Below are 21,788 nucleotides of genomic sequence, written 5' to 3' on the forward strand. Positions count from 1 at the left end.
ATCCCTTGAACGAACGTCCACTATCCACTGCCATACGCCCCTCGGCTTGCCCGGGGTTGTTGCGTATCGTCCAGGCGCTGGATGGCGGGATCTGCCGGATCAAGCTCGATGGCGGCTCGATCACGGCCGATCAGGCCGATGCTGTGGCCAACGCCGCCGAACGGTTTGCCGGCGGGGCGATCGAGGCTACCAACCGGGGCAATCTGCAGATTCGTGGCATCGGCGATCAGTCCGCCGCGCTGATCGACAGCTTGCTGGCCGCCGGTCTCGGGCCGCGAACCGCAGCGGGCGACGATGTGCGCAACCTGATGCTCAGCCCGGCTGCCGGCATTGACCGGCAGATGCGCTTGGATACCCGTCCACTGGCCGGGCAGATTCTCGAGACCCTGCAAAGCCATCCGCGCTTCCACGAGCTGAGCGCCAAGTTCGCCGTGCAACTGGATGGCGGTGAAGCGCTGGCGATGCTCGAACATCCTCATGATCTGTGGTTGTCGGCATTCGATGATTGCGGCGACACGATGTTGGCGTTCGGTCTGGCGGGTTGTCCGACGGATCGATCACTGGCCGCCGTGGCGCTTGCGGATGGACATGCGCTGGTGGTGGCGGTGCTGGAACTGTTCCTCGATCTGGCCCGTCCGGACCAGACGCGGATGCGTCACCTGCTGGATGAATGCCCGGCGCCGGTGTTCCTCGAAAAACTCGGTCAGCGGATCAATCTGAAAGCCGCTGCTGATTGGCAGCGCGAAGCCGGAGCAGAAGGTTTGCACCTCGGCATTCATCCTCAACAATCGGTCGGTCAGGTGTATGTCGGTGCTGCACCGGCACTCGGCCGCCTCGATCCGGACATGCTGCGTGGCGCTGCGCAACTGGCCAGAACCTTCGGCGATGGCAGCTTGCGTTTCACCCCCAGGCAGAGCCTGTTGTTGCCCAATGTGCGGGAAACCGATGCGGTTCAAGTGCTAGAAGAATTGGGCAATCTGAACCTGCTGGCCCATGTCGAAGATCCTTTAGTGCATCTGATCGCCTGCACCGGCGCCAACGGCTGCGGCAAAGGCCTGGCCGACACCAAACACGATGCCCGACTTCTGGCTACGCTGTTGCCACACGCCATGGATGTGCACCTGTCCGGTTGCCCGCGCTCCTGCGCCGCCGCACATCGGGCTGCGGTGACTCTGCTGGCGGTCAGCCCCGGTCACTACGATCTCTATTTTCGCGATGCAGCGCTGCCGGGTTTCGGCGCGCTGCACGCTCACAACCTTACTATCGCAGCAGCGGCGAAATTGCTCGCCGCCCGCTCACGGAGCCCCCTTGATGCTTGATTACATCCGCGACGGCCAGGAGATCTATCGCAACTCCTTCGCGATCATTCGCCGCGAGGCCAACCTGGCGCGCATCCCGGCCGACCTGGAAAAACTTGCGGTGCGGGTGATCCACGCCTGCGGCATGGTCGAGGCCATCGACGGGCTGCAATTTTCCGAAGGCGCCGGCAAGGCCGGGCGCGATGCGCTGGCCGCCGGCGCGCCGATCCTGTGCGATGCGCGGATGGTTTCCGAGGGTGTGACCCGTGCGCGCCTGCCGGCCAACAACGAAGTGATCTGCACCCTGCGCGATGACAGCGTGCCGGAGCTTGCGCGTGAGTTGGGCAACACTCGTTCCGCTGCCGCTCTGGAACTGTGGCGTCCGCATCTGGAAGGCAGCGTGGTGGTGATCGGCAATGCGCCGACCGCGCTGTTCTATCTGCTGGAAATGCTCGACGCCGGCGCCCCGAAACCGGCGCTGATCCTCGGCTTCCCGGTGGGCTTCGTCGGCGCTGCCGAATCCAAGGCCGAGCTGGCCGCCAACAGCCGTGGCGTGCCGTTCGTGATCATGCAGGGCCGCCTCGGCGGCAGCGCCATGGCCGCCGCTGCGGTCAATGCCCTCGCCACGGAGATCGAATGATGCAGGCTAAAGGACGTTTGATTGGCCTGGGCGTCGGCCCCGGTGATCCGGAACTGATTACCGTCAAGGCCCTGCGCCTGCTGCGCGAATCGCCGGTGGTGGCGTATTTCGTGGCCAAGGGCAAGAAGGGCAACGCGTTCGGCATCATCGAAGCGCACCTGCAGGACGCGCAGAACCTGCTGCCGCTGGTCTACCCGGTGACCACCGAAGTGCTGCCGGCGCCGCTGTCCTACGAACAGGTGATCAGTGATTTCTACGACGACGCTGCCGAGGAAGTGGCCGCGCATCTGGATGCCGGTCGCGACGTGGCGGTGATCTGCGAAGGTGATCCGTTCTTCTACGGCTCCTACATGTACCTGCACGATCGCCTCGCCAGCCGTTACGAAGCCGAAGTAGTGCCGGGCGTCTGCTCGATGCTCGGCGGCGCGTCGGTGCTGGGCGCGCCGCTGGTGTATCGCAATCAGAGTCTGTCGGTGCTGTCCGGCGTGCTGCCTCATGACGAGCTCAAGCGCCGTCTGGCGGATGCCGACGCGGCGGTGATCATGAAGCTGGGGCGCAACTTTCCGAAAGTGCGCGACGTCTTGGCAGAACTGGGCCTGGCCGAGCGTGCGCTGTACGTCGAGCGCGCGACCATGGCCAACCAGAAGATCGTGCCGCTGGATGAGGTCGAGCCGATGTCGTCGCCGTACTTCTCGCTGATCATTGTGCCCGGCGAACGGTGGCAAGGCTGATGACCCATTCCACACCGGCCATCGTCATCCTCGGCCAGGGCGCTCTGGCCACGGCCCGTCGTCTTCAACAGGTCTATCCGGCCACGCAGGTTCACGGACTGAAAGGGCGCGTCGAAGGCGCCGACCTGACTTACAGCGAGTTCGGCGCAACCCTGCGCGAGCTGTATCAACAGGACACGCCGATCATTGCCCTGTGCGCGGCCGGCATTGTCATCCGCACACTGGCGCCGCTGTTGCTGGAGAAAGGCGTCGAGCCGCCCGTGCTCGCCGTGGCTGAAGACGGCAGCGCCGTGGTGCCGCTGCTCGGCGGCCTCGGCGGGGTGAATGTCATGGCCCGCGAGATCGCGGCTGCGCTTGAAGTGGCAGCGGCAATCACCACCAGCGGCGAGCTGCGCTTCGGCACCTGCCTGCTCAATCCACCCGGTGGTTACGCACTCGGCGATCTGGAGCAGGGCAAGCGCTTTGTCTCCGACTTGCTCGCCGGCCACAGCGTGCGCATCGACGGTGCTGCGCCGTGGCTTGAGCAGGCGCAACTGCCGGAAGATCCACAGGCGCAGCGCTCGATTCATGTCGGCAGCGATGCCCGCGTGGCGAGCGCCAGTGAGTTGCTGATTTATCCGCGCAGTGTGGCGGTGGCGGTCGGTGCCGATGTGGCCGACTTGCCGGGTGCGATTCGCGATGCGTTGCAGCAGGCCGGTGTGGCGATCCAATCGCTGGCCTGCCTGGTGGCGGCGGACGTTCAGATGGCCAGCCCGGCATTGCGTGAAGCCGCGCTTGAGCTGGCGGTACCGCTGCGCTTTGTTGCTCCGGCGAGTGACATCGGTGAGCTGGCTCGCGATGCAGTCCCCGGTGCTCGAGTCATTACAACAGACCACGACATTGCCATCGCCGTGGCCGAACAGCCGCTGGACGTTTCACAGGTCGGTCGCCCGCGCGGTCGTCTGGCCGTCATCGGCCTCGGCCCGGGTGCGGCAGAGTTGATGGTGCCAGCGGTGAAAGCCGAACTGGCCCGCGCCACCGATGTGCTCGGCTACGAAACCTACGTGCGCATGGCCGGTCCGTTCCGCGACGACCAGATTCAGCATTGCACCGACAACCGCGAGGAAATGCAGCGTGCCCGTCACGCCTTCAGGCTGGCCGCCGAGGGCCGTTCGGTGATCGTCGTTTCATCCGGTGATCCGGGCGTGTTCGCCATGGCGGCGGCGGTGCTCGAAGCGCTGCACGAGTCGACGGATCCGGCGTGGCACAGTGTAGATCTGGAGATCCTGCCGGGTGTTTCGGCGTCGCTCGCCACCGCCGCTCAGGCCGGTGCGCCGCTGGGCCACGACTTCTGCGTGATGTCGCTCTCGGACAACCTCAAGCCATGGTCGATCATTGAAAAACGCCTGGATCTGGCGGCCGAGGCGGATCTGGCGCTGGCGTTCTACAACCCGATCTCCCGTGCCCGTCCGTGGCAACTGGGGCGAGCGCTGGAAATCGTCGCGCAACACCGCACGCCAGAAACACCGGTGGTATTGGGTCGCGATATCGGCCGGCCGGGGCAGACACTGCGGGTGACGACGTTGGGAGCGCTGACCCCGGATCAGGTGGACATGCGCACCATGGTGTTGATCGGTTCTTCCACCACCTGCACATTCGCACGCGCCGAAGGTGGGGAGTGGGTATATACGCCGCGTTGGTATGGGGAAAAACCGGTCGGTTGATAATGGTGTAGTTGCCAATTGTTGCATCCACACGATGAATGCAAATGACAAGGCCGCAAACGGAAGTTTGCGGCCTTTCTTTTTATGGCTGATTTGTCTCGGCTTGTATTTGAATTAAGTTAGAAATGATGAGTTGATGTTGTTGGTTGTTTCGATTGACATTGTTTGAATGGCTTCGCTTTTGTTTTTGCAGATGCGTTGTACTAGTTTGCTTGAAAGGTTTATCTCTCGAATTATTCATTGTTTCAACTGGCCCGAAAGCATTGCTTTTTTCGGTCGAACATTTCTGTGCGCAATTTGTTGTTCATCTGTTATCGAGTGTTTCAGGGAAGGTGGTTTATGCAAAATATGAAGTTGAAGCCGGTTGATGGAAAGTACTTGAGCTTTGTCAATCTGTTCAAGTTGTCGGAGCTTGAGCAGGCACTTTTACCCTACAGGAATACTCGTCAATATGACGCGGTTATCCGTTATTACTTTGCCTGCATCGGTTTGCTCGATTCACCTCGCTTGCAACACCCGCTGGCGCTGTTCAGACAGGCGCTGGGAGAGTTCGGACAGCGTCGTGTACGTCGTGAAGTGGAGCAGGATCCTGCGCCGAGCCCCGATAAAGAGGCGGCTCCCGGTCTGACACGCATCCTTGAAAGAGTGGATGATTTCCAGGCGCGACTGCAATACGGCGTCGAACTGATGAAAACGCCGGCGACGCAAGTGCCGAAGATACTCCACTTTGTCTGGGTCGGAGGGGGCATCGGGGATATACAGCGTGATTACATCAATATATGGAAGCAGGTGCTGGCTGGACACGATTACACCATCAATCTCTGGTACGACAGCGATGCGTTACTGGCCCATCAGACCAACCGTTTGATTGTCGAGGCCGCCAAAGCGGATGCCATGTTGCAGGGAGGAACCGAGAGTGTGTCCGAGCGCGCATTGGGCGAATCGTATGTCGCCCGCGCCATTGTTCTGAAACAACAGATGTACGACTGCATCAATGATGCAACCGCACGAGGCGAATCGGCCGATGACGCGAGAATTCAATTACTGGCTCGTGCTTATGGGCAAAACGCAGGGGAATTACGAGAGCTGAAGGGCCGCAATCGTGAAAGCGTAACAGCCTTGCTTGATAGTGGCTTGCGACTGCGCGACCTGGCGAGTTCGGAAACACCTTTGCAACTGAGAGATATCTACGAACGCGAAATGCGTCTGCGCGGCAACTTCGCTGCAGCGTCGGATATTGTCAGAGTGGAAGCTTTGTACTCGGAGGGTGGCATTTATTCCGATGTCGATAACTTGCCTCCGTTGCTGCAAGAGATCGGTGGCATCGACATCAGCGGCTTCGAAAGCGACGCACGACTGGGCGTATTGCAATTGCTGCTGGATCACAACCCCCACTGGATGCCTGGCCGTGAAGTACTGCGTAGTCGATACACCGAGTACACGATGCGAATTGCGAATAAATATCGTGTGGAACTTCAGGGGTTCGTCGATAGCCAGCCAAGCCTGACTCAAGTGTTCCAGCCTCCCCGGGACCTTCTCGCCCGACCTTATACCTTGCGGGCCGTGAAGGATCGCACCACGATCAATAATGCCTTCATGTTGGCCCATCCCGGTTCGGCGGTCCTGGAGTCCGTGCTTGATCGCTTCCGGTTCAATTATCGGTTGGTTGAAGACACCGCCCGGCTGGCAGCTCAGAGAGACGTCAGGCTTGAAGATTCAGAGAAGATGTCCGCGCTGGCGAACGAGGTTGTGGAAAAAGCCTACGGGCCGCTCATCGACCTGCCAGAGATGGAGGCGGTTTTCGCTGCCCTCCTTGCTGACGCCGCCGCCAAATACTACAACGACGGCATCCGCCCGCAAGGTGAGGGAACAATTTATTTGACCGGTCCGGCCGGCATCAAGGATGGAGCGAGTGATTTCGAAAAGGCCCGGTTGACGTCTCGCGGCGCGGAAGCCTCCCGTTCAGAGATGGCAATAGACCCCTTGACGACAGTCAATCGCACGACCGAGGAGGAGCAGGATCACTCCTGGAAAGACAATGAAACCGACTTTGGCAGGTGGGTGGAAACCGAGAAGCAGCACTGGCGCGCGGGCCGATACAAGGCCCGCTATGCCGGGAACATCGCTGAGTTGTTCAAGCAGACGAGCGTCGAGTTCGAACTTGGCTGGCCGCTTATTGAAGGACGCCATCTCCTGAATACCGAGTTGTTGCAGCGCATGGTCGATCGCCTGGGCAAGCCGTTTGCCAACGCGATGATGAACGGCCATGACGGCACGGTCGTGTTCGCTGAGAGGTTGCCGTTGAGCTTCGAAGATCGTCAGTCCATCGGTCATCAGAACACTCGCCTGCTGCCACCGGCATACCCGCTAATTCCGATCACCCAGAGTCTCGCGCTGGATGAACTGTTGATCGGCCTGGGCAACGGTTCCTGGAAACCTGAGCAACTCAATCCGTTGCAGCGTTTGACGATCGGAGCACTGCTGGGGGCCGAGTCACTGGATGCTCAGAGCATTTCCGCCCTGAACGTGGCGTTGGACAACCTGATCAACAGCCTCAATGAGCGCGGGACGTCCGGGCGTTACGCGGTGATCGAACAGCATCTCTATCAGCGCCGCGCGCCTGCGTTCATGGCAGGACTGTCCAGTGTGGGTGATGAATTGCCCGTACGCTCGATCAATGCACTCAGCCTGAAAAAAAACGCGCTGGCCAACGCTGCGACGCTGTTTGACTGGGGGCGCCAGGTGGCACAGATCCAGCGGCTCGCCACTCAAGAGCATCGCGAACAAGTGCAGGAGCGGCTGGAACAGGTACTCAATCAGTTCGAGGCTGGCACCATAAAACTGGTGCCTCAGGATTTGTTGATGAAGGGGGCAGGTGACAGCGCTGCCGGACGCTGCTTTCCGCTGGCGCTGGCAATGAGCGCCGCTCTTACCCAGGGCGAGGTCGCGACCCGGCAATTGCGCGAGCGGTTTTTCCTGGCGGTGCTGGAGCCGGAGCATTCGGATTCGAAGGCGTTTCTGGGAGCGCTGGAGGACATGCGCGGGGTGAACGCCGCCGAAGTGGGCGCGGCCCTGGGGCGCGTTGATCTGGATAAGGTGGTTGCGATTCTCGAGGATTCCGTGGGGCCTCGGACTCTGATGCTGAATTCGGATAACCACTCGATGCTGGTGGCTCGGACTGTCAACGGGGCGAAAGACGCTTACCACTTCTACGATCCGAACTTTGGCCTGTTCGAATTTGACAGCCCCACGACCTTCCAGATGGCCCTGAAGCAATTCTTCAAGAACACAGACCTCGCCCGTCATTACGCCGTGTATGGAAAACCTGGCCGGGCGCAGTTCGACCTGATCAATGTGCAGGGGGAGAAAGTGGCCGGTCTGCAGCTGTCGAACGGCATCAAGGTCGGGCAGTTGCTCAGGGATGACCCGCTGCCGGACAAGCCGTTCAGGCCCGTGCGCCAGAGGGTGAACAGTGCTCACGGGCGATCGCTGATGGAGAATTCGCACCTGGGCAGTGCGCTGCTGACTTCTGACAATCACTGGTGGGCCGAGCAGATTGCCGACGCCACAATGCGTTTGCAGGAGGGGCATGACTCTGCGCCGCCGCTGGTGCCGTTGTTCGATTCGCTGGAGGTGACGCCCGAGGGCAGTTACCGGGTGGGCATGCTCGATCCGCGCAGTGGTGAGTTGGTCACCACGGTCATCAGCCGGGATGATCGCCTGCTGCGAATCAGAAACTACCTGACGGACCTGTTCTCGACCCTCGGACGCAAGCGTGCGGCTGGCGCTGCGGTGGATCCGACCGAGGCGGCGGCGGTGCATACGCTCAATGCCGGTTTTGCGGTTCAGGCACTGATGAATGCACTGCGCGGGCGCGAAGGTGAAGACCGCACTTTGAGTACCGCTGTGCAGTGGCATGCCTACGTCAACTACGCACAACTGGCGCATGGCAATGTGGTCGATGTGGCGGGGTTGATCAGTCTCGTACAAGCCGCGTTGCGCGATGAAAAACTGATTGCCCGCACCAGTGCGAAGGTGGTCGGCGAAGCGCTTGAGCCTCTGGCCGGCAGAACGCTCGGCGCTGTGGCCGGGCATGTAGCGAACGAGGGTGTCGGTGCCGTGCTGGGATTGGCCAATGTCGGCTTCGATATCTATCAGTTGGTCAATGCCCGCAACGATGTCGAGACCGCCACGTACGCCACCCAGCTGACCTTCGACGCCAGCAGTCTGGCTCTGACGGGCGCCGGACTTGGTGCCGGTCTTGCCGGCGCGGGTACCGCAGCTGCGGTGCTGGGCGGCGCCGGGGTAATTCTTGGTGGCCTCGCCGTTGGCGTGACTGCGCTGGCGCAGAATTTTGCGACCATTGCTGAGGAAGCCAAGGCAGTCGGACTGTTTTTTGCAGAACTGGAGCAGGCGCATCAAGGGGAGGGCTACCACTACAGCCGCGAGCAAGGGGCCTGGTTGCCGCGAGCGCCACTGATCATCAACGGTCTGGACCTGAGGGCCGGCAAACTGTTGCTCGACAGCCCTCGTCTGTATCCGCTGCGCGATCATCTCGGTGTACCGGAATTCGAGGTCGATTACCCGCGAGCCATCCACCTCGGCAAAGAACTGGGCTACCCCGCCGAAATGAAATTCGCATTGCCGGCCGAAGAGGCCATTGTCCTGCCGTGCACGCCGCTGACCTGCTACCGCTACGAGTATCAGATCCTGCCGTTTTCATCGCAGCGCCACGACAAGGGCTTCGACATCGCCCGGCGTCTGGAGAAGAAAAAGGCCGACGGTCAGTGGTTGTTCCTGTTTTCGTTCTACACGTTTCCCAGCCACTACATTGTCCATCGGATGTATCCCGATTATCGGCCGACTGAAATCAGCGTCACGCTCGACGGGCAGGCGCGCAAACTGGTTGTGCCGGTGATACCTGAGCCCTGGCACGAGCAGATCAGCTATCGGATTCAGGGTGGTGGAGGCGCCTGCACACTGGTGCTCAATCCAGGTGTAAACATTGAACTGGTGTCAGTCGGCGCACAAAAGAACCGCTGGATCATCGTCGCACCCTGGGCCAGCGAGAAGGACATCGTGTTCGGCAAGGACGGGCAGTTCAGTGTCAGAGGCTGCCAGTTCAAGGTCGCGGCGGACAGTACGCCGGAAATTTCCCTGCTGATCGAAAATGGCCGGCTCTTCAGGATCGCTGATGGCAAACGGTATGAGCTGGAGCTGCTGCAGGAACACGCGCCCAAAGGTCTGGACGACCAGACCCTGCAGGATCATCTGCAAGCGCTGGCGCGGGCTCATCGACTGGCGCTGCGCTATACGCCGATCGACGAATACCTGGTTCCTTTTGAAAACCTCAAAGCGCCGCGTTACACCAACGGCTGGTACGACGCCATGGAGGATCGGATCCTCTATATCCGCAATGATGAAGTGTTCGACGATGAGGGATTGTTGTCAGTGGTGACAGGCGGCTCGGCGTTTTTTCATGATCCGGTCGGTTACGACATTTGCCAGGTCGATGCGGGCACGGGGCTGCTCAGCCATCGCTATCGCCTGTTGTTTCGACGCTCTGGCGTCAGCACGATTCGCAGTATCGAAGCCGATGCTCAGGGCGTCGTGCATGTGGTGCAGGAGTATGTTTTTGCAGACGGCACGCTTGAGCGCCTCAATTACCTGATCCATGACGGTGAACTGTGGCTGAGTTCGCTCACGCGCGGGCTTGAATCCACCTATGAGGCGCTGTTCGACGACAGCATGAACCTGGCGGATTGGGCACCGGTGCTGGGTGAATGGGTAGCGCACAAGCCTGCTCGTGATGACGAGGGCTATGCCACAGTCGACTGGCAGTTCGCGCCTTACGTTTCGATCTGCTGGAAGGTCGAAGAGAACGACCGGGACATGGCCTGGGTTCGTACCCGAGACAACCTGATCGTGCGCCCGGTACCCCGCCATCACCGTGCGCGCGCCTGGCCCGACTCGATCCAGAACCTGAGCGAGCTGATGCTGCTGACGCCGGCTGACGACGGCGATGTATTTGTCATTTACGACCGCCAACTCCAGAGTTTGTGCAGGGCGCAGCGCACCGTGGCACAGACACGGAATCAATGGTCGCATCGCTGGGTGCAGCCCGAGGGCCTGAAACAGGTGACGGCTGAGCACGGTGGCTATCAGGTGCAGACCGAAGACGGATTGTCATTCGAGATCGGCTCTGACGGTAACGTGCGCTTTGCGGGCCTGGCCGAAGCCTGGCTCAAGGGACGCAAGCAATGGTGGCTGGCACTCGAAAGCATTGCCCGTCGATACGCTGTCGAGCAGTTCCTGATTGTCGGCATTGCCAATGCAGACGGGGACGCGCGCTTGCACGCCTGGTACATGGACAGCCGCTTATTGTTATGTGACGCGCGACAGGCGCAGGTCCGCCTGCTTGGCATGACACCGGACAATCAGTCGGCATGGCTGTTCGAACCCGAGAGCGGTGAGGTCTGGCGCCAGGTGTTTATCGATCCGCAACAGCTGGAGTCGGCATTCGGAAACGGCACGCAGTTGTTGCATCCCCCAATGTTGATAAGGCCGGAGCGAGAGTGGGCGACGTGGCGCTTTGCCGAGGTTCGGGTCGACGGTGCCGGTCTTGTGGGCACAACGCTGGAGGGAGTGGTGCTGCAACTGGAACATCAGGAGCAACCGCAGATCATCGGTGTTCAGCACGATTGGCTGGCGGCCCATGGCGAGCATCTGATCAGCGACTTGCAGGCCTTGCTGGCTAACGAAGCGCACCGTCCGTTCATTTCGCTGGCGGCTCAGGATGCCAGTGTCCAGTGGTTCATCGCAGACAGCGCACGACTGATCCAGATTCCTGCCGCCGATCTGCCGGCGGATTTCGAGCTGCTTGGCACCCGTCGGCATGCCGATGTCCTGCTGCATGAACCGCAGGAGCGGGTCGTTCAGGGTTATCCGAGCCTGCGCCAGATCAAGCCGCTGGATTATGTCCAGCGCACGGGTGATGTGCTGGTGCTCGAAGGCCGGGTGGGCGCCAACGATCTCCTGCCGCTGGTGCCGGACGATGTGCGCACGCTGGTTCTGCGGATAGGGCGCGGTGCGATGAAATGGCAGCTGTCCGGGGCGCTCATGCGCAAGCTCGACTCGCTGGTGGTCGATTGTCGGTATCCGCTCGAAGGTCGTCCGCTGGTCATGAGCCGTTTGATCATTGCGCTGGCCGATCCGCAAAAACTGGAGATAGGAATGGTCGATGATCACCTGGTGTTGATCGATCCCGACAGTGAGCACTGTGTGCTGGTGCGCGATGCGGATGCGTCAGATCCCTCGCTGCGGGGCGATGCGATGCTTGAGGTCGAGGGCTTGCGTCCGTGCCAGGTATCGACGCTGGTTCGCTGGCTGAAGGCGCGCAAGGTTGGAGCCGATAGCGTGTCGCTGACAGCGTTGATCGATCAGGCGGATGTGCAGAAAACTGTTGAGTCTGTGAATTGACGGTGCGCGGTCACTGACAAAAAAGACCGCCGATGTTGCCGTCGGCGGTCTTTTCGTTTCAGGGTTCAAGGCACCAGGTAACCTTTGACCCCGGTAAAGATGATCTGCGCTGCCAGTGCGCAGACGAACAGCCCCATCAGGCGGCTGACAATCTGCAAACCCTGATCGCCGAGAATCCGCTCGATGCGGTTCGACAGGTACAACACCACGCCAACCGTGAAGCTGGCGAGAGCGATACTCATGATCGCGATCAGCTTGTCGTCCCAGTGCGGCTGGCTGACGCCCATCACCAATAGTGCACCGATGGTGCCGGGGCCGACGGTCAGTGGAATGGTCAGCGGGACAATCGTTACATCCTGCTGCACGTTGTCGGTCTGCACGGCGGACTTGCCCTGCGCCATGCCCAGCGCCGAAATGAACAGCACGCTGCCGGCACCGATGCGGAAGGCGTCCACCGTGATGCCGAACACATCGAAAATCACCCGCCCGAACAGATACAGCAACACGCTCGAGACCAGGGTAGCGATTGCCACTTTCCAGGCCAGACGCCGTTGTTCCTTGCGCGAATAACCCCGGGTCAGGCTGATGAAGCAGGACAACACGAAGAACGGGCTGTAGAGCACCAGCATCTTCAGATAAACGCTGAACAGCACATGGAGCATGGTTAAAACTCGCGCGGGCGGAAGTTGAAGGGAGTCTATCAGGCGCCGCACTGTCTGTCGGCAAGATCGTTATGGATGAGTGAGTGGTACTTTTTAAGTTGCTGTTGTTTATTTTAAGGTAAATGCTGTTGTGACTATTTGTTGTTATCTATTGGTAATGGTTGTTGGCTTGTTAGTTGGTTTTTTGCTGTGTAGTTTTGTTCTGCGGACTCAGGAGTGGTTCGTTGAAATCAAACTAAGGATATAAGTAATGGAAAAAAATTCTGTTGTTACCGTCGCTGATCGTCTGGAACGTCTAAGTGCTTACGATGTAACGCCTGAAAAGATTATTATCAATTCTCGCAGTGCTTCCGGTTTGATGGCTTTTGATATTGAACCACCGAGTCGGGCTTCGGTCGTGGGTGATGCGATTCTGTCTTTTGTTTCGGGGATGTCCGATCAGAATCGTGCGGATGTGCTTAACACCTATCTGTTTGCATCGCTGGCGGCGAACAAGAAATACCCCGCCGATCATCAGGGCAAGGAGTGGTATCAAATATTCCTTACGGTTATGCAGGACGCTGGCTGGACCATCAAGAGTCGTTACTACGATTCGACCAGTGCCTCGGGTAAAAGCTTCACCATGGACCAGTTGGCCCTGAAGATCCTGAGCTCGGCAGTCGCTGCGGCTGCTGTGCCTGGGCCGACGTCGGCGTTGTTGCTGAAAGTTGCAGGCGATGCGATGGCCTCGCTGCAGAGTTCGGATAAACCGCTGAAAGTATTCGATCAGAACATTAAAGATAAAGGCACCGGCGGCTTTGCCGTGGGTTCTTGCCTTGAAATTGATGGTCAGGAAGTTATTCTGACCTTGGGTTCTGTTCGTTTTATCAATCATACTAATCAGACCAAGGTTCTTTTTGTTAATTGGGATAGCAGTTCCGTGGATCTGTATCGTGGTGAGTCGCACATGACCATGGTGCCTTCGATTATTGAAAGGACTCGCGCCATTATCGCCGGCAAGTTGGGTGATCGTGCGGTCAAACAAATCAGTGAGTGGGAAATCTGATTCAATCAAAATAGATGGCGGTGTGAAACATCGCCATCTATTTCCTGTGCAGGAGATATGGATGAAGACGCAATACTCGGCTTATGCCAATGCGGGTGCACTGGTTTTGTTACCGTCAGGCATGTCCGTTCAGGAACAGCAAGACGTTCAGCACTCCGTCTTGTTTGCACAATTGGCAGCTACCCGGAAATGGCTTCAATCCAGTCAGGTCGAATGGTATTCAATCTGGCAGCAGGTTTTGAAAGACAGTTGGCTGCAGCGGAAAGTAGCATGGGACACCTTCACCCCGCCGGTAGACACTACGGCGTCGACCATGGACTGGATGACCCTGCTGCTGAAGAAGTCGCTCGATGATGTCGACGCCCGTGAATGGCTGCCGGTACTGCAGGATATTGCCGGTTTGCCGGCGGCAGATCCGCTGATCGGTTTTCTTCGGGAGAGGATCCAGCAAACGGTACTGGCACCTGAGGACCAGGCCGGGTCGGTTGACCTGCTTCGTTTTCTGGTGGTCGTTGCGCAACCGGGTCCTCGCCTGAACGCGGTGTACATCACCTTGAACTCTTCAGAGGGCGGTGCAGTCAATCCGTTTTCCAGGGTGTTCACATCGGCCGATGTGCAGGGCGTCGTCGAACAAAAATTTTTCCAGGCGGATATGTCGGCCGTACTGCAGGAGCCGATCCGAAGCGTGCTGGAAAAACGCCTGGAACCGTTCGCTGAGCTGATCCGGAAAATGCCCGGGACGCCAGGGATGGAGGTCGGCGTCGAGCGCTGATCAGGACGTCCGTGCGGTACTGCGATTTTGCTGGTCACGCTGGGCCACCCAGTGCTCGATCAGCTCGCGCAGTTGCGACAGTTCCACCGGTTTGGCCATGTGCCCATCCATGCCGGCCTGGCGCGCACGTTCCTTGTGTTCGGCGAGGATGTGCGCGGTCAGCGCGACGATCGGCGTACGGATGCGCTGATTGCCGACTTCCCAGGCCCGCAGTTGCTGGGTGGCGGAGAACCCATCGAGAATCGGCATTTCGCAATCCATCAGCACCAGGTCGTAGCGCTGGGCTTTCATGGCTTGCAAGGCTTCTTCGCCATTGCTGGCGGTGTCTGGCTGCAGGTTGAGTTTGCCGAGCATGCCACGGATTACCTTGGTGGAAATGGTGTTGTCTTCGGCCACCAGAATACGGAAATCGCTCGGCACCTTGACCGGCGCTGCGGGACTGGCTGGCTGCGGCTGAAACACCACCTGGCCACGGTTGCGCTGGTTCAGTTCGTCGGCCAGCGTGGTCTTGAGGGTGTAGCCGGCCACCGGTTTGGCCAGGATGCGCTTGATCCCCGAGTTGCGCGCGATGATCTTGCTCGGCGCATTGCTGATGCCGGTGAGCATGATCAGCAGGATGTCGTGGTTCAGGCTCGGGTCTTCCTTGATCTTGGCGGCCAGTTGCATGCCGGTCATGCCGGGCATGTTCTGGTCCAGCAGGACCACGTCGAAATAGTCACGCAAATGCGCCTTGGTGCGCAGCAGGGCCAATGCTTCCTTGCCCGATGGCACAGCGCTGACGTTCAGGCCCCAGGCGCTGCATTGCTGCACCAGCACCTTGCGGCAGGTGTCGTTGTCGTCGACCACCAGCACGCGCGCGCCTTGCAGCGGACTGTCCAGGTCCGAGGTCGGGTGCTCCAGGCGATCTGGGTCCAGCGGCAGGGTCAGCCACAGCGTACTGCCCTGGCTGGCGCCGCTCTTGATGCCGAACTCGCCCTGCATCAGACGGATCAATTGCCGGGCGATCACCAGCCCGAGGTTGCCGCCCAGGCGGTTGGCCGAGAGGAAATGCTTGCTGTGCAACTCGGCATGCATCAGGGCGTCGCGCTCTTCCTGATCCATCGGCTGGCCGCTGTCCTGAACGGCAATGCGCAGGCGTGGCCCGGCGCTGCGGTCGTCGAGGGCGACCACCACCAGCACTTCCCCTTCTTCGGTTTTCTTCAGGGCGTTTTCCAGCAGGCTCAGCAGCGTCTGGCGCAGACGCGTCGGGTCGCCGCTGATGACCCGTGGCACTTGCGGCTGGATGAAGCTGATCAGCTCGACGTTCTGCTGTTCGGCCTTGGCGCGGTAGATGCTCAGGCAATCATCGATCAGCGCGTTGAGGTCGAACTGCACATCGTCCAGTTCGATCTGCCCGGACTCGAGCCGCGAGATGTCGAGGATCTCGTTGATCAGGGTCAGCAGCTCGTTGCCGGCGCTGTGAATGGTCTGCACATAGTCGCGCTGCTTGACCGACAGCGGCGTGCCGAGCAGCAGTTCGGTCATGCCCAGCACGCCGTTCATCGGCGTGCGGATTTCGTGGCTGATCTTGGCCAGGAATTCGGCCTTGGCGTTGATTTCGGCGTTGCTTGCGGCGAGGTCGCGGCTGATGCTGAAACGGCTTTCGGTAATGCTGCGCTGGCGCTCGCCAAGTGCGATGCTCATCAACAGGCCACTGATGCAGATGAAACCCGTCAGGACCATGATCAAGCCCTGCGGCGCCACCAGGGTCAGCCCCAGCAAGGCCGGGAGGATGATCAATGTGCCGATGTTGAACACCACCATCGCGGCAACGAACAACCGGGCAGGGCGGTAGCCTTTCTGCCAGTGATAGAAACCCACCAGCAACATGCTCAGCCCGGCCAGGGCCACCAGCGCGTAGGTGATGATGTTCAGCGGCAGGGTGTTGACGAACAACAGCAACAAGCTACAGATCACGATGAACAGGATGTCGCCGATCAGCAGCTTGTTCAGCGGATGTGGGCCGAGCGGAGCGAAGAAACGGTAGGCGAACATCAGGCCCGCCGGTGCGGTCAGCAGCAGAGCCAGGTAGGCGCCGGGAGTCTGGATTGCGTGCCAGTTCGGCAGCCAGGGGCCGGCGAGGTTGAGCAACAGCAACAGGCTCAGGCTCAACAGGCCTTCACACACCGCGAGCCACAGGCTGCTGCGCGAGCGGGTGTAGGCATAGCGGATCAGGTTGTGCAGGATCAGCATCGCCAGACAGCCGAACAGCAGGCCGTAGATCAGCGTCTGGTTGTGATTGGCCGCAGCCATCACCGCCGATTGCAGGGTGATGTACGGGCGCAACTGGTGATCGGAAACCAGTCGCAGGTAAACGTCGAGGGGTCTGTCGCTCTGTGGCAACGGCAACATGAAATCGCTGCTCGGCAGCGGTCGCTCCACCTGAGGCTGGGTGGTGCCGGTATCGCGCTGTTCGATCAGGCGATCGCCGTCGAGGACATACAGATTGAGATGCGACAGGTCGGGGGCGAAGATCCGCAGCACTTGTTCGTGCTTGCCGGGCGCCAGCCTGAAGCGCAGCCACAACGCGCCGTCGGGTTCGGCCGCGGTGAGGCGGTCAAGCTCGATGGGGCTGAATTGATTGGTATAGCGGGCGGAGCGGATGTCGCTCAACTGGAGGTTGCCCTGATCGTCGAGCAATACCGACCAGCCACTGCCTTGCGCGGCCAAGGCCGGCAACATACAGAGCATGGTCAACAGCGTGACGGTGAAGCCTATGGCAATCCTGAGCCAGCGCACGGCGAAATCCCTTCGTAGGTTGATGCCAGAATATAACGATGCGCAGCGTCGGAACAGTCCGGCAAGGACCAAGGGCCCTTGCCGGAAACACAGCGTAGCTTATTACTGAGACTCACCGCGTTCACGGGCAATGGCGCGGTAGCCAATGTCGGTGCGGTAGAAGCAGCCTTCCCAGTCGATGGCCTTGGCCAGTTTGTAGGCCTGCTCCTGGGCAGCGCCAACGCTGGCGCCCATGGCGGTGGCGCACAGCACCCGACCACCGGCCGTCACGACGTTGCCGTCCTTGAGCGCGGTACCGGCGTGGAAGACCTTGCCTTCCAGTGCGGCGGCTGCGTCCAGACCGTTGATCGGCGCGCCCTTGGCGTAGTCGCCCGGGTAACCGCCGGCGGCCAGCACGATGCCGACGCTCGGACGTGGATCCCACTGCGCTTCAACCTTGTCCAGCGCCTGCGCCAGTGCCGCTTCGACCAGCAGCACCAGGCTCGATTGCAGACGCAGCATCACTGGTTGGGTTTCCGGATCACCGAAACGGCAGTTGAACTCGATGACCTTCGGATTGCCGGCCTTGTCGATCATCAGACCGGCGTACAGGAAACCGGTGTAGACGTTGCCTTCGTCGGCCATGCCGCGCACGGTCGGCCAGATCACCTGGTCCATCACGCGCTGGTGCACGTCAGCGGTCACTACCGGAGCCGGGGAGTAAGCACCCATGCCGCCGGTGTTCGGGCCGCTGTCGCCGTCGCCGACGCGTTTGTGGTCCTGGCTGGTGGCCATCGGCAGGACGTTCTTGCCGTCGACCATGACGATGAAGCTGGCTTCTTCGCCGTCGAGGAATTCCTCGATGACGACGCGCGAACCGGCATCGCCAAAAGAGTTGCCAGCGAGCATGTCGCGCACGGCGTCTTCGGCTTCGGCCAGGGTCATGGCAACGATCACGCCTTTACCGGCGGCCAGGCCGTCGGCCTTGATCACGATCGGTGCGCCTTTTTCACGCAGATAAGCCAGCGCCGGCTCGATCTCGGTGAAGTTCTGGTAGTCGGCAGTCGGGATCTTGTGGCGCGCGAGGAAATCCTTGGTGAAGGCTTTCGAGCCTTCCAGCTGCGCGGCACCGGCGGTCGGACCGAAGCAGTCCAGACCACGGGAGCGGAACAGGTCGACGACGCCGGCCACCAATGGCACTTCCGGACCGACGATGGTCAGGGAAACATTTTTCTCGGCGAAGTCGGCGAGCTGCTCGAGGGCCAGCACGTCGATGGCGACGTTTTCGCACTTGGCTTCAATCGCAGTGCCGGCGTTGCCTGGCGCGACGAAAACTTTCTGCACGCGCGGATCCTGAGCCACTTTCCAGGCCAGGGCGTGTTCGCGGCCACCGCTGCCAATGATCAAAACATTCATTTCAAAAACCTCGGATGACGCTAATTCTGTTTTAGAACCTAAAGCGCTTCACGCTCCAGGAGGTCGCAATGAAGTCGGTAGATGCAAGGCGGAGTCGACCTCGGTGAGCGGAGTTGCCTTTTGGCAATGAGCATCATCGAGGTCGGCTCCAACGCAGCAGATGCCGGCTTCAGTGCGGCCGTTGTCTGATTAGTGACGGAAGTGGCGCATTCCGGTGAAAACCATGGCGATACCGGCTTCATCAGCGGCAGCAATCACCTCGGCATCACGCATCGAGCCACCTGGCTGGATCACCGCAGTGATACCGACCTTGGCCGCATTGTCCAGACCGTCGCGGAACGGGAAGAACGCGTCCGAAGCCATTACCGAACCGGCCACTTGCAGACCGGCGTGCTCAGCCTTGATCGCAGCGATACGCGCGGAGTTCACGCGGCTCATCTGGCCGGCGCCGACACCGATGGTCTGACGGTTCTTGGCGTAGACGATGGCGTTGGATTTGACGAACTTGGCCACTTTCCAGGCGAAGATCAGGTCGTGGACTTCCTGTTCGGTCGGGGCGCGCTTGGTCACCACTTTCAGGTCGTCGGCGCCGATCATGCCGATGTCGCGGCTCTGTACCAGCAGACCGCCGTTGACGCGCTTGTAGTCCCAGGCAGGAACGCGATCCGCCGACCACTCGCCGCAGGCCAGCAGGCGCACGTTGGCCTTGGCTGCAACAATGGCGCGGGCTTCTTCGCTGACGCTTGGGGCGATGATCACTTCAACGAACTGACGCTCGACGATCGCCTTGGCGGTTTCGGCATCCAGTTCGCGGTTGAAGGCGATAATGCCGCCGAACGCGGATTCGGTGTCAGTGGCGTAGGCCAGTTCGTAAGCCTGACGGATTCCGCCTTCGGCGTCCGGGCTCACGGCCACGCCGCACGGGTTGGCGTGCTTGACGATCACGCAGGCCGGTTTGACGAAGCTCTTCACGCATTCCAGCGCGGCGTCGGTGTCGGCCACGTTGTTGTACGACAGTTCCTTGCCTTGCAGTTGGGTCGCGGTGGCGATGCCGACTTCGGCAGGCTTGGCTTCAACGTAGAACGCCGCGCTCTGGTGCGGGTTCTCGCCGTAGCGCATTTCCTGGGCCTTGATGAACTGGCTGTTGAAGGTGCGCGGGAATTCGCTGCGACCTTCGGTGCTGAGGGTGTCAGCGGCCTGGTTCACGGTGCCCATGTAGTTGGCGATCATGCCGTCGTAGGCGGCGGTGTGTTCGAACGCCTTGAGCATCAGGTCGAAACGCTGAGCGTAGGTCAGGCCGCCGGCCTTGAGGTTTTCCAGGACGTTGGCGTAATCGCTGGCATTCACCACGATGGCCACGTCTTTATGGTTTTTCGCGGCCGAACGGACCATGGTCGGGCCGCCGATGTCGATGTTCTCGATGGCGGTCGGCAGGTCGCAGCCTGGCTTGCTGATGGTGGCTTCGAACGGGTACAGGTTGACGGCTACCAGATCGATCGGCTTGATGCCGTGCTCGTTCATAATGGCATCGTCGATACCGCGACGACCGAGGATCCCGCCGTGGATTTTCGGGTGCAGGGTTTTCACCCGACCGTCCATCATTTCTGCGAAACCGGTGTAATCCGCGACTTCCACTGCGGCCACGCCGTTGTCCTGCAGCAGCTTGAAGGTCCCGCCGGTGGAAAGGATTTCCACGCCCAGGGCTTCCAGCTCCCTGGCGAATTCGAGGATCCCGGTCTTGTCGGAAACACTGATCAAGGCGCGGCGGATCGGCAGGCGGGTAGTCTGGTCGGTCATCTCAATTTCCATCAAAAGCAAGGGAAGTCAGCAAAAAAGGCGACCGGTTTTACGCGGGCGCCTTTCTGGTTTGATTGAATGCTTACAGCAGATCGTACTGCTTGAGTTTCTTGCGCAGCGTGCCGCGGTTCAGTCCGAGCAGCTCGCTGGCCTTGGTCTGGTTGCCCTTGACGTAGTTCATCACGCTTTCGAGCAGGGGAGCCTCGACTTCGGAGAGCACCAGGTTGTACACGTCCGTGACGGACGCGCCCTCAAGGTGGGCGAAATAATTGTGCAGCGCCTTCTCGACACTCCCGCGAAGGGTCTGGCCTTCTTCGCTCGGGGTATTGAGGTGCTGTTTCAAATTCACGTTGTCGCTCACGGGTGTTGTTCCACTCACTAAAGTCTCGGTCATCATCGTCATGCGGCCACCCCTTCTCCGTCCCCTGTCAGGCTCTTGTAACGTTCGGCGAAGAACTCCCGAACGTTGGCGCATTGTGTTTCCGTACCATCCAAACGATTGAAGTGGGCGCGAAATTCCCTGGCGCCCGGCAAGGTTGCGAGATACCAGCCCACATGCTTGCGGGCAATTCGCACACCCATCACGTCCCCATAGAAGGCGTGAAGGGCGGCCAGATGCTCAAGCAGAATGCGTTCCACCTCGATCAGCTCCGGCGCCGGCAGTTTTTCGCCGGTACGCAGGAAGTGTTCGATCTCGCGAAAAATCCATGGCCGCCCCTGGGCAGCCCGGCCGATCAACAGGCCATCGGCACCGGTCGCGTCAAGCACGTAGCGGGCCTTTTCCGGCGATACGATGTCGCCGTTGGCAAAGACCGGAATCGACACCGCCTGCTTGATCGCGGCAATGGTGTCGTATTCGGCTTCACCGGTGTACAGGTCGGCGCGGGTGCGGCCATGCACCGCCAGCGCCGTGATCCCGGCCTGCTCGGCGATCTTCGCCACGGTCAGGCCGTTCTTGTTGTCGCGATCCCATCCAGTGCGGATCTTCAGGGTCACCGGCACATCAACTGCCGCCACGACGGCGTTCAGGATCTCGGTAACCAGTGCCTCATCCTTCAACAACGCGGAGCCGGCAGCCTTGTTGCAGACCTTCTTCGCCGGGCAGCCCATGTTGATATCAATAATCTGTGCGCCCAGCTCGACGTTGGCCCGGGCCGCATCCGCCAGCATCTGCGCATCGCCACCGGCGATCTGTACCGAGCGTGGCTCGGGATCACCTTCGTGGATCATGCGCATGCGCGACTTGCGGGTGTTCCACAGGCTCATGTCACTGGTGACCATTTCCGAGACTACAAGCCCTGCGCCCAAACGCTTGCACAGCTGACGAAAGGGCTGGTCGGTGACACCCGCCATCGGGGCGAGGATCAAGCCGTTCTGCAATGTATATGGGCCGATGCGTACCGCCGACATAGGACTTCCCTGAAGTGGGGCCGGATCATGAGAGTTCGAAAAAGGGTTGGCATGATACCCGCTCTCGATGACTGGATA

13 protein-coding genes are annotated in these 21,788 nt (G+C 60.3%); 7 read left to right on the forward strand and 6 right to left on the reverse strand.

What is annotated here, in order from left to right:
- Positions 1 to 5: 5 nt before the first annotated feature.
- The 5 genes from cobG (at position 6) to QR290_RS04370 (ending at position 11,851) form a co-directional block, all read left to right on the forward strand.
- The gene (gene cobG, locus QR290_RS04350; RefSeq protein ID WP_289204400.1) at positions 6 to 1,319 is read left to right on the forward strand and encodes a precorrin-3B synthase; all 1,314 of its coding nucleotides are present in this window, start codon (positions 6 to 8) and stop codon (positions 1,317 to 1,319) included.
- Positions 1,312 to 1,938: a precorrin-8X methylmutase gene (locus QR290_RS04355; protein WP_085611016.1), complete on the forward strand. Its 627-nt coding sequence runs from the start codon at positions 1,312 to 1,314 to the stop codon at positions 1,936 to 1,938. Before cobG ends, QR290_RS04355 begins: the two co-directional genes overlap by 8 nt.
- Positions 1,935 to 2,669: a precorrin-2 C(20)-methyltransferase gene (locus tag QR290_RS04360; RefSeq protein WP_372238685.1), complete on the forward strand. Its 735-nt coding sequence runs from the start codon at positions 1,935 to 1,937 to the stop codon at positions 2,667 to 2,669. The genes QR290_RS04355 and QR290_RS04360 overlap by 4 nt, the downstream gene beginning before the upstream one ends.
- A complete protein-coding gene (cobJ, locus tag QR290_RS04365) occupies positions 2,669 to 4,372 on the forward strand; it encodes a precorrin-3B C(17)-methyltransferase (RefSeq protein ID WP_289204401.1) in 1,704 nt (567 codons plus the stop codon). The genes QR290_RS04360 and cobJ overlap by 1 nt, the downstream gene beginning before the upstream one ends.
- A 339-nt stretch (positions 4,373 to 4,711) precedes the next feature.
- Complete coding sequence (locus QR290_RS04370; RefSeq protein ID WP_289204402.1) at positions 4,712 to 11,851, forward strand: TcdA/TcdB pore-forming domain-containing protein; 7,140 nt, start codon at positions 4,712 to 4,714, stop codon at positions 11,849 to 11,851.
- A gap of 65 nt (positions 11,852 to 11,916) precedes the next feature.
- On the opposite strand, the gene QR290_RS04375 is transcribed toward QR290_RS04370, so the two are convergent.
- Positions 11,917 to 12,513 (reverse strand): MarC family protein, encoded by a 597-nt coding sequence (locus QR290_RS04375; RefSeq protein WP_096819748.1) that lies wholly within the window; start codon positions 12,511 to 12,513, stop codon positions 11,917 to 11,919.
- A 250-nt stretch (positions 12,514 to 12,763) separates the two neighbouring features.
- On the opposite strand from QR290_RS04375, the gene QR290_RS04380 reads away from it, so the two are divergent.
- A complete protein-coding gene (locus QR290_RS04380; protein WP_115076397.1) occupies positions 12,764 to 13,558 on the forward strand; it encodes a hypothetical protein in 795 nt (264 codons plus the stop codon).
- 61 nt (positions 13,559 to 13,619) lie between these two features.
- Positions 13,620 to 14,330, forward strand: coding sequence for a hypothetical protein (locus QR290_RS04385; protein ID WP_115076398.1), 711 nt, complete (start codon positions 13,620 to 13,622; stop codon positions 14,328 to 14,330).
- On the opposite strand, the gene QR290_RS04390 is transcribed toward QR290_RS04385, so the two are convergent.
- The 5 genes from QR290_RS04390 to dusB all read right to left on the reverse strand — a co-directional run bounded on the left by QR290_RS04390 (position 14,331) and on the right by dusB (position 21,710).
- Positions 14,331 to 17,108 carry a hybrid sensor histidine kinase/response regulator gene (locus QR290_RS04390; RefSeq protein ID WP_289204403.1) on the reverse strand — a complete coding sequence of 926 codons (2,778 nt, stop codon included), beginning with the start codon at positions 17,106 to 17,108 and terminating at the stop codon, positions 14,331 to 14,333.
- A gap of 102 nt (positions 17,109 to 17,210) precedes the next feature.
- Positions 17,211 to 18,503 carry a phosphoribosylamine--glycine ligase gene (gene purD / locus QR290_RS04395; RefSeq protein WP_007951030.1) on the reverse strand — a complete coding sequence of 431 codons (1,293 nt, stop codon included), beginning with the start codon at positions 18,501 to 18,503 and terminating at the stop codon, positions 17,211 to 17,213.
- A 189-nt stretch (positions 18,504 to 18,692) separates the two neighbouring features.
- A complete protein-coding gene (gene purH, locus QR290_RS04400) occupies positions 18,693 to 20,300 on the reverse strand; it encodes a bifunctional phosphoribosylaminoimidazolecarboxamide formyltransferase/IMP cyclohydrolase (protein ID WP_102688348.1) in 1,608 nt (535 codons plus the stop codon).
- Between the two features lie 82 nt (positions 20,301 to 20,382).
- Positions 20,383 to 20,703, reverse strand: coding sequence for a DNA-binding transcriptional regulator Fis (gene fis, locus QR290_RS04405; RefSeq protein WP_002555375.1), 321 nt, complete (start codon positions 20,701 to 20,703; stop codon positions 20,383 to 20,385).
- Positions 20,700 to 21,710: a tRNA dihydrouridine synthase DusB gene (gene dusB, locus QR290_RS04410; protein ID WP_011332261.1), complete on the reverse strand. Its 1,011-nt coding sequence runs from the start codon at positions 21,708 to 21,710 to the stop codon at positions 20,700 to 20,702. Before dusB ends, fis begins: the two co-directional genes overlap by 4 nt.
- Between the last annotated feature and the right edge of the window lie 78 nt (positions 21,711 to 21,788).

This window comes from Pseudomonas fluorescens, assembly GCF_030344995.1.
Classification (GTDB): domain Bacteria; phylum Pseudomonadota; class Gammaproteobacteria; order Pseudomonadales; family Pseudomonadaceae; genus Aquipseudomonas; species Aquipseudomonas fluorescens_BF.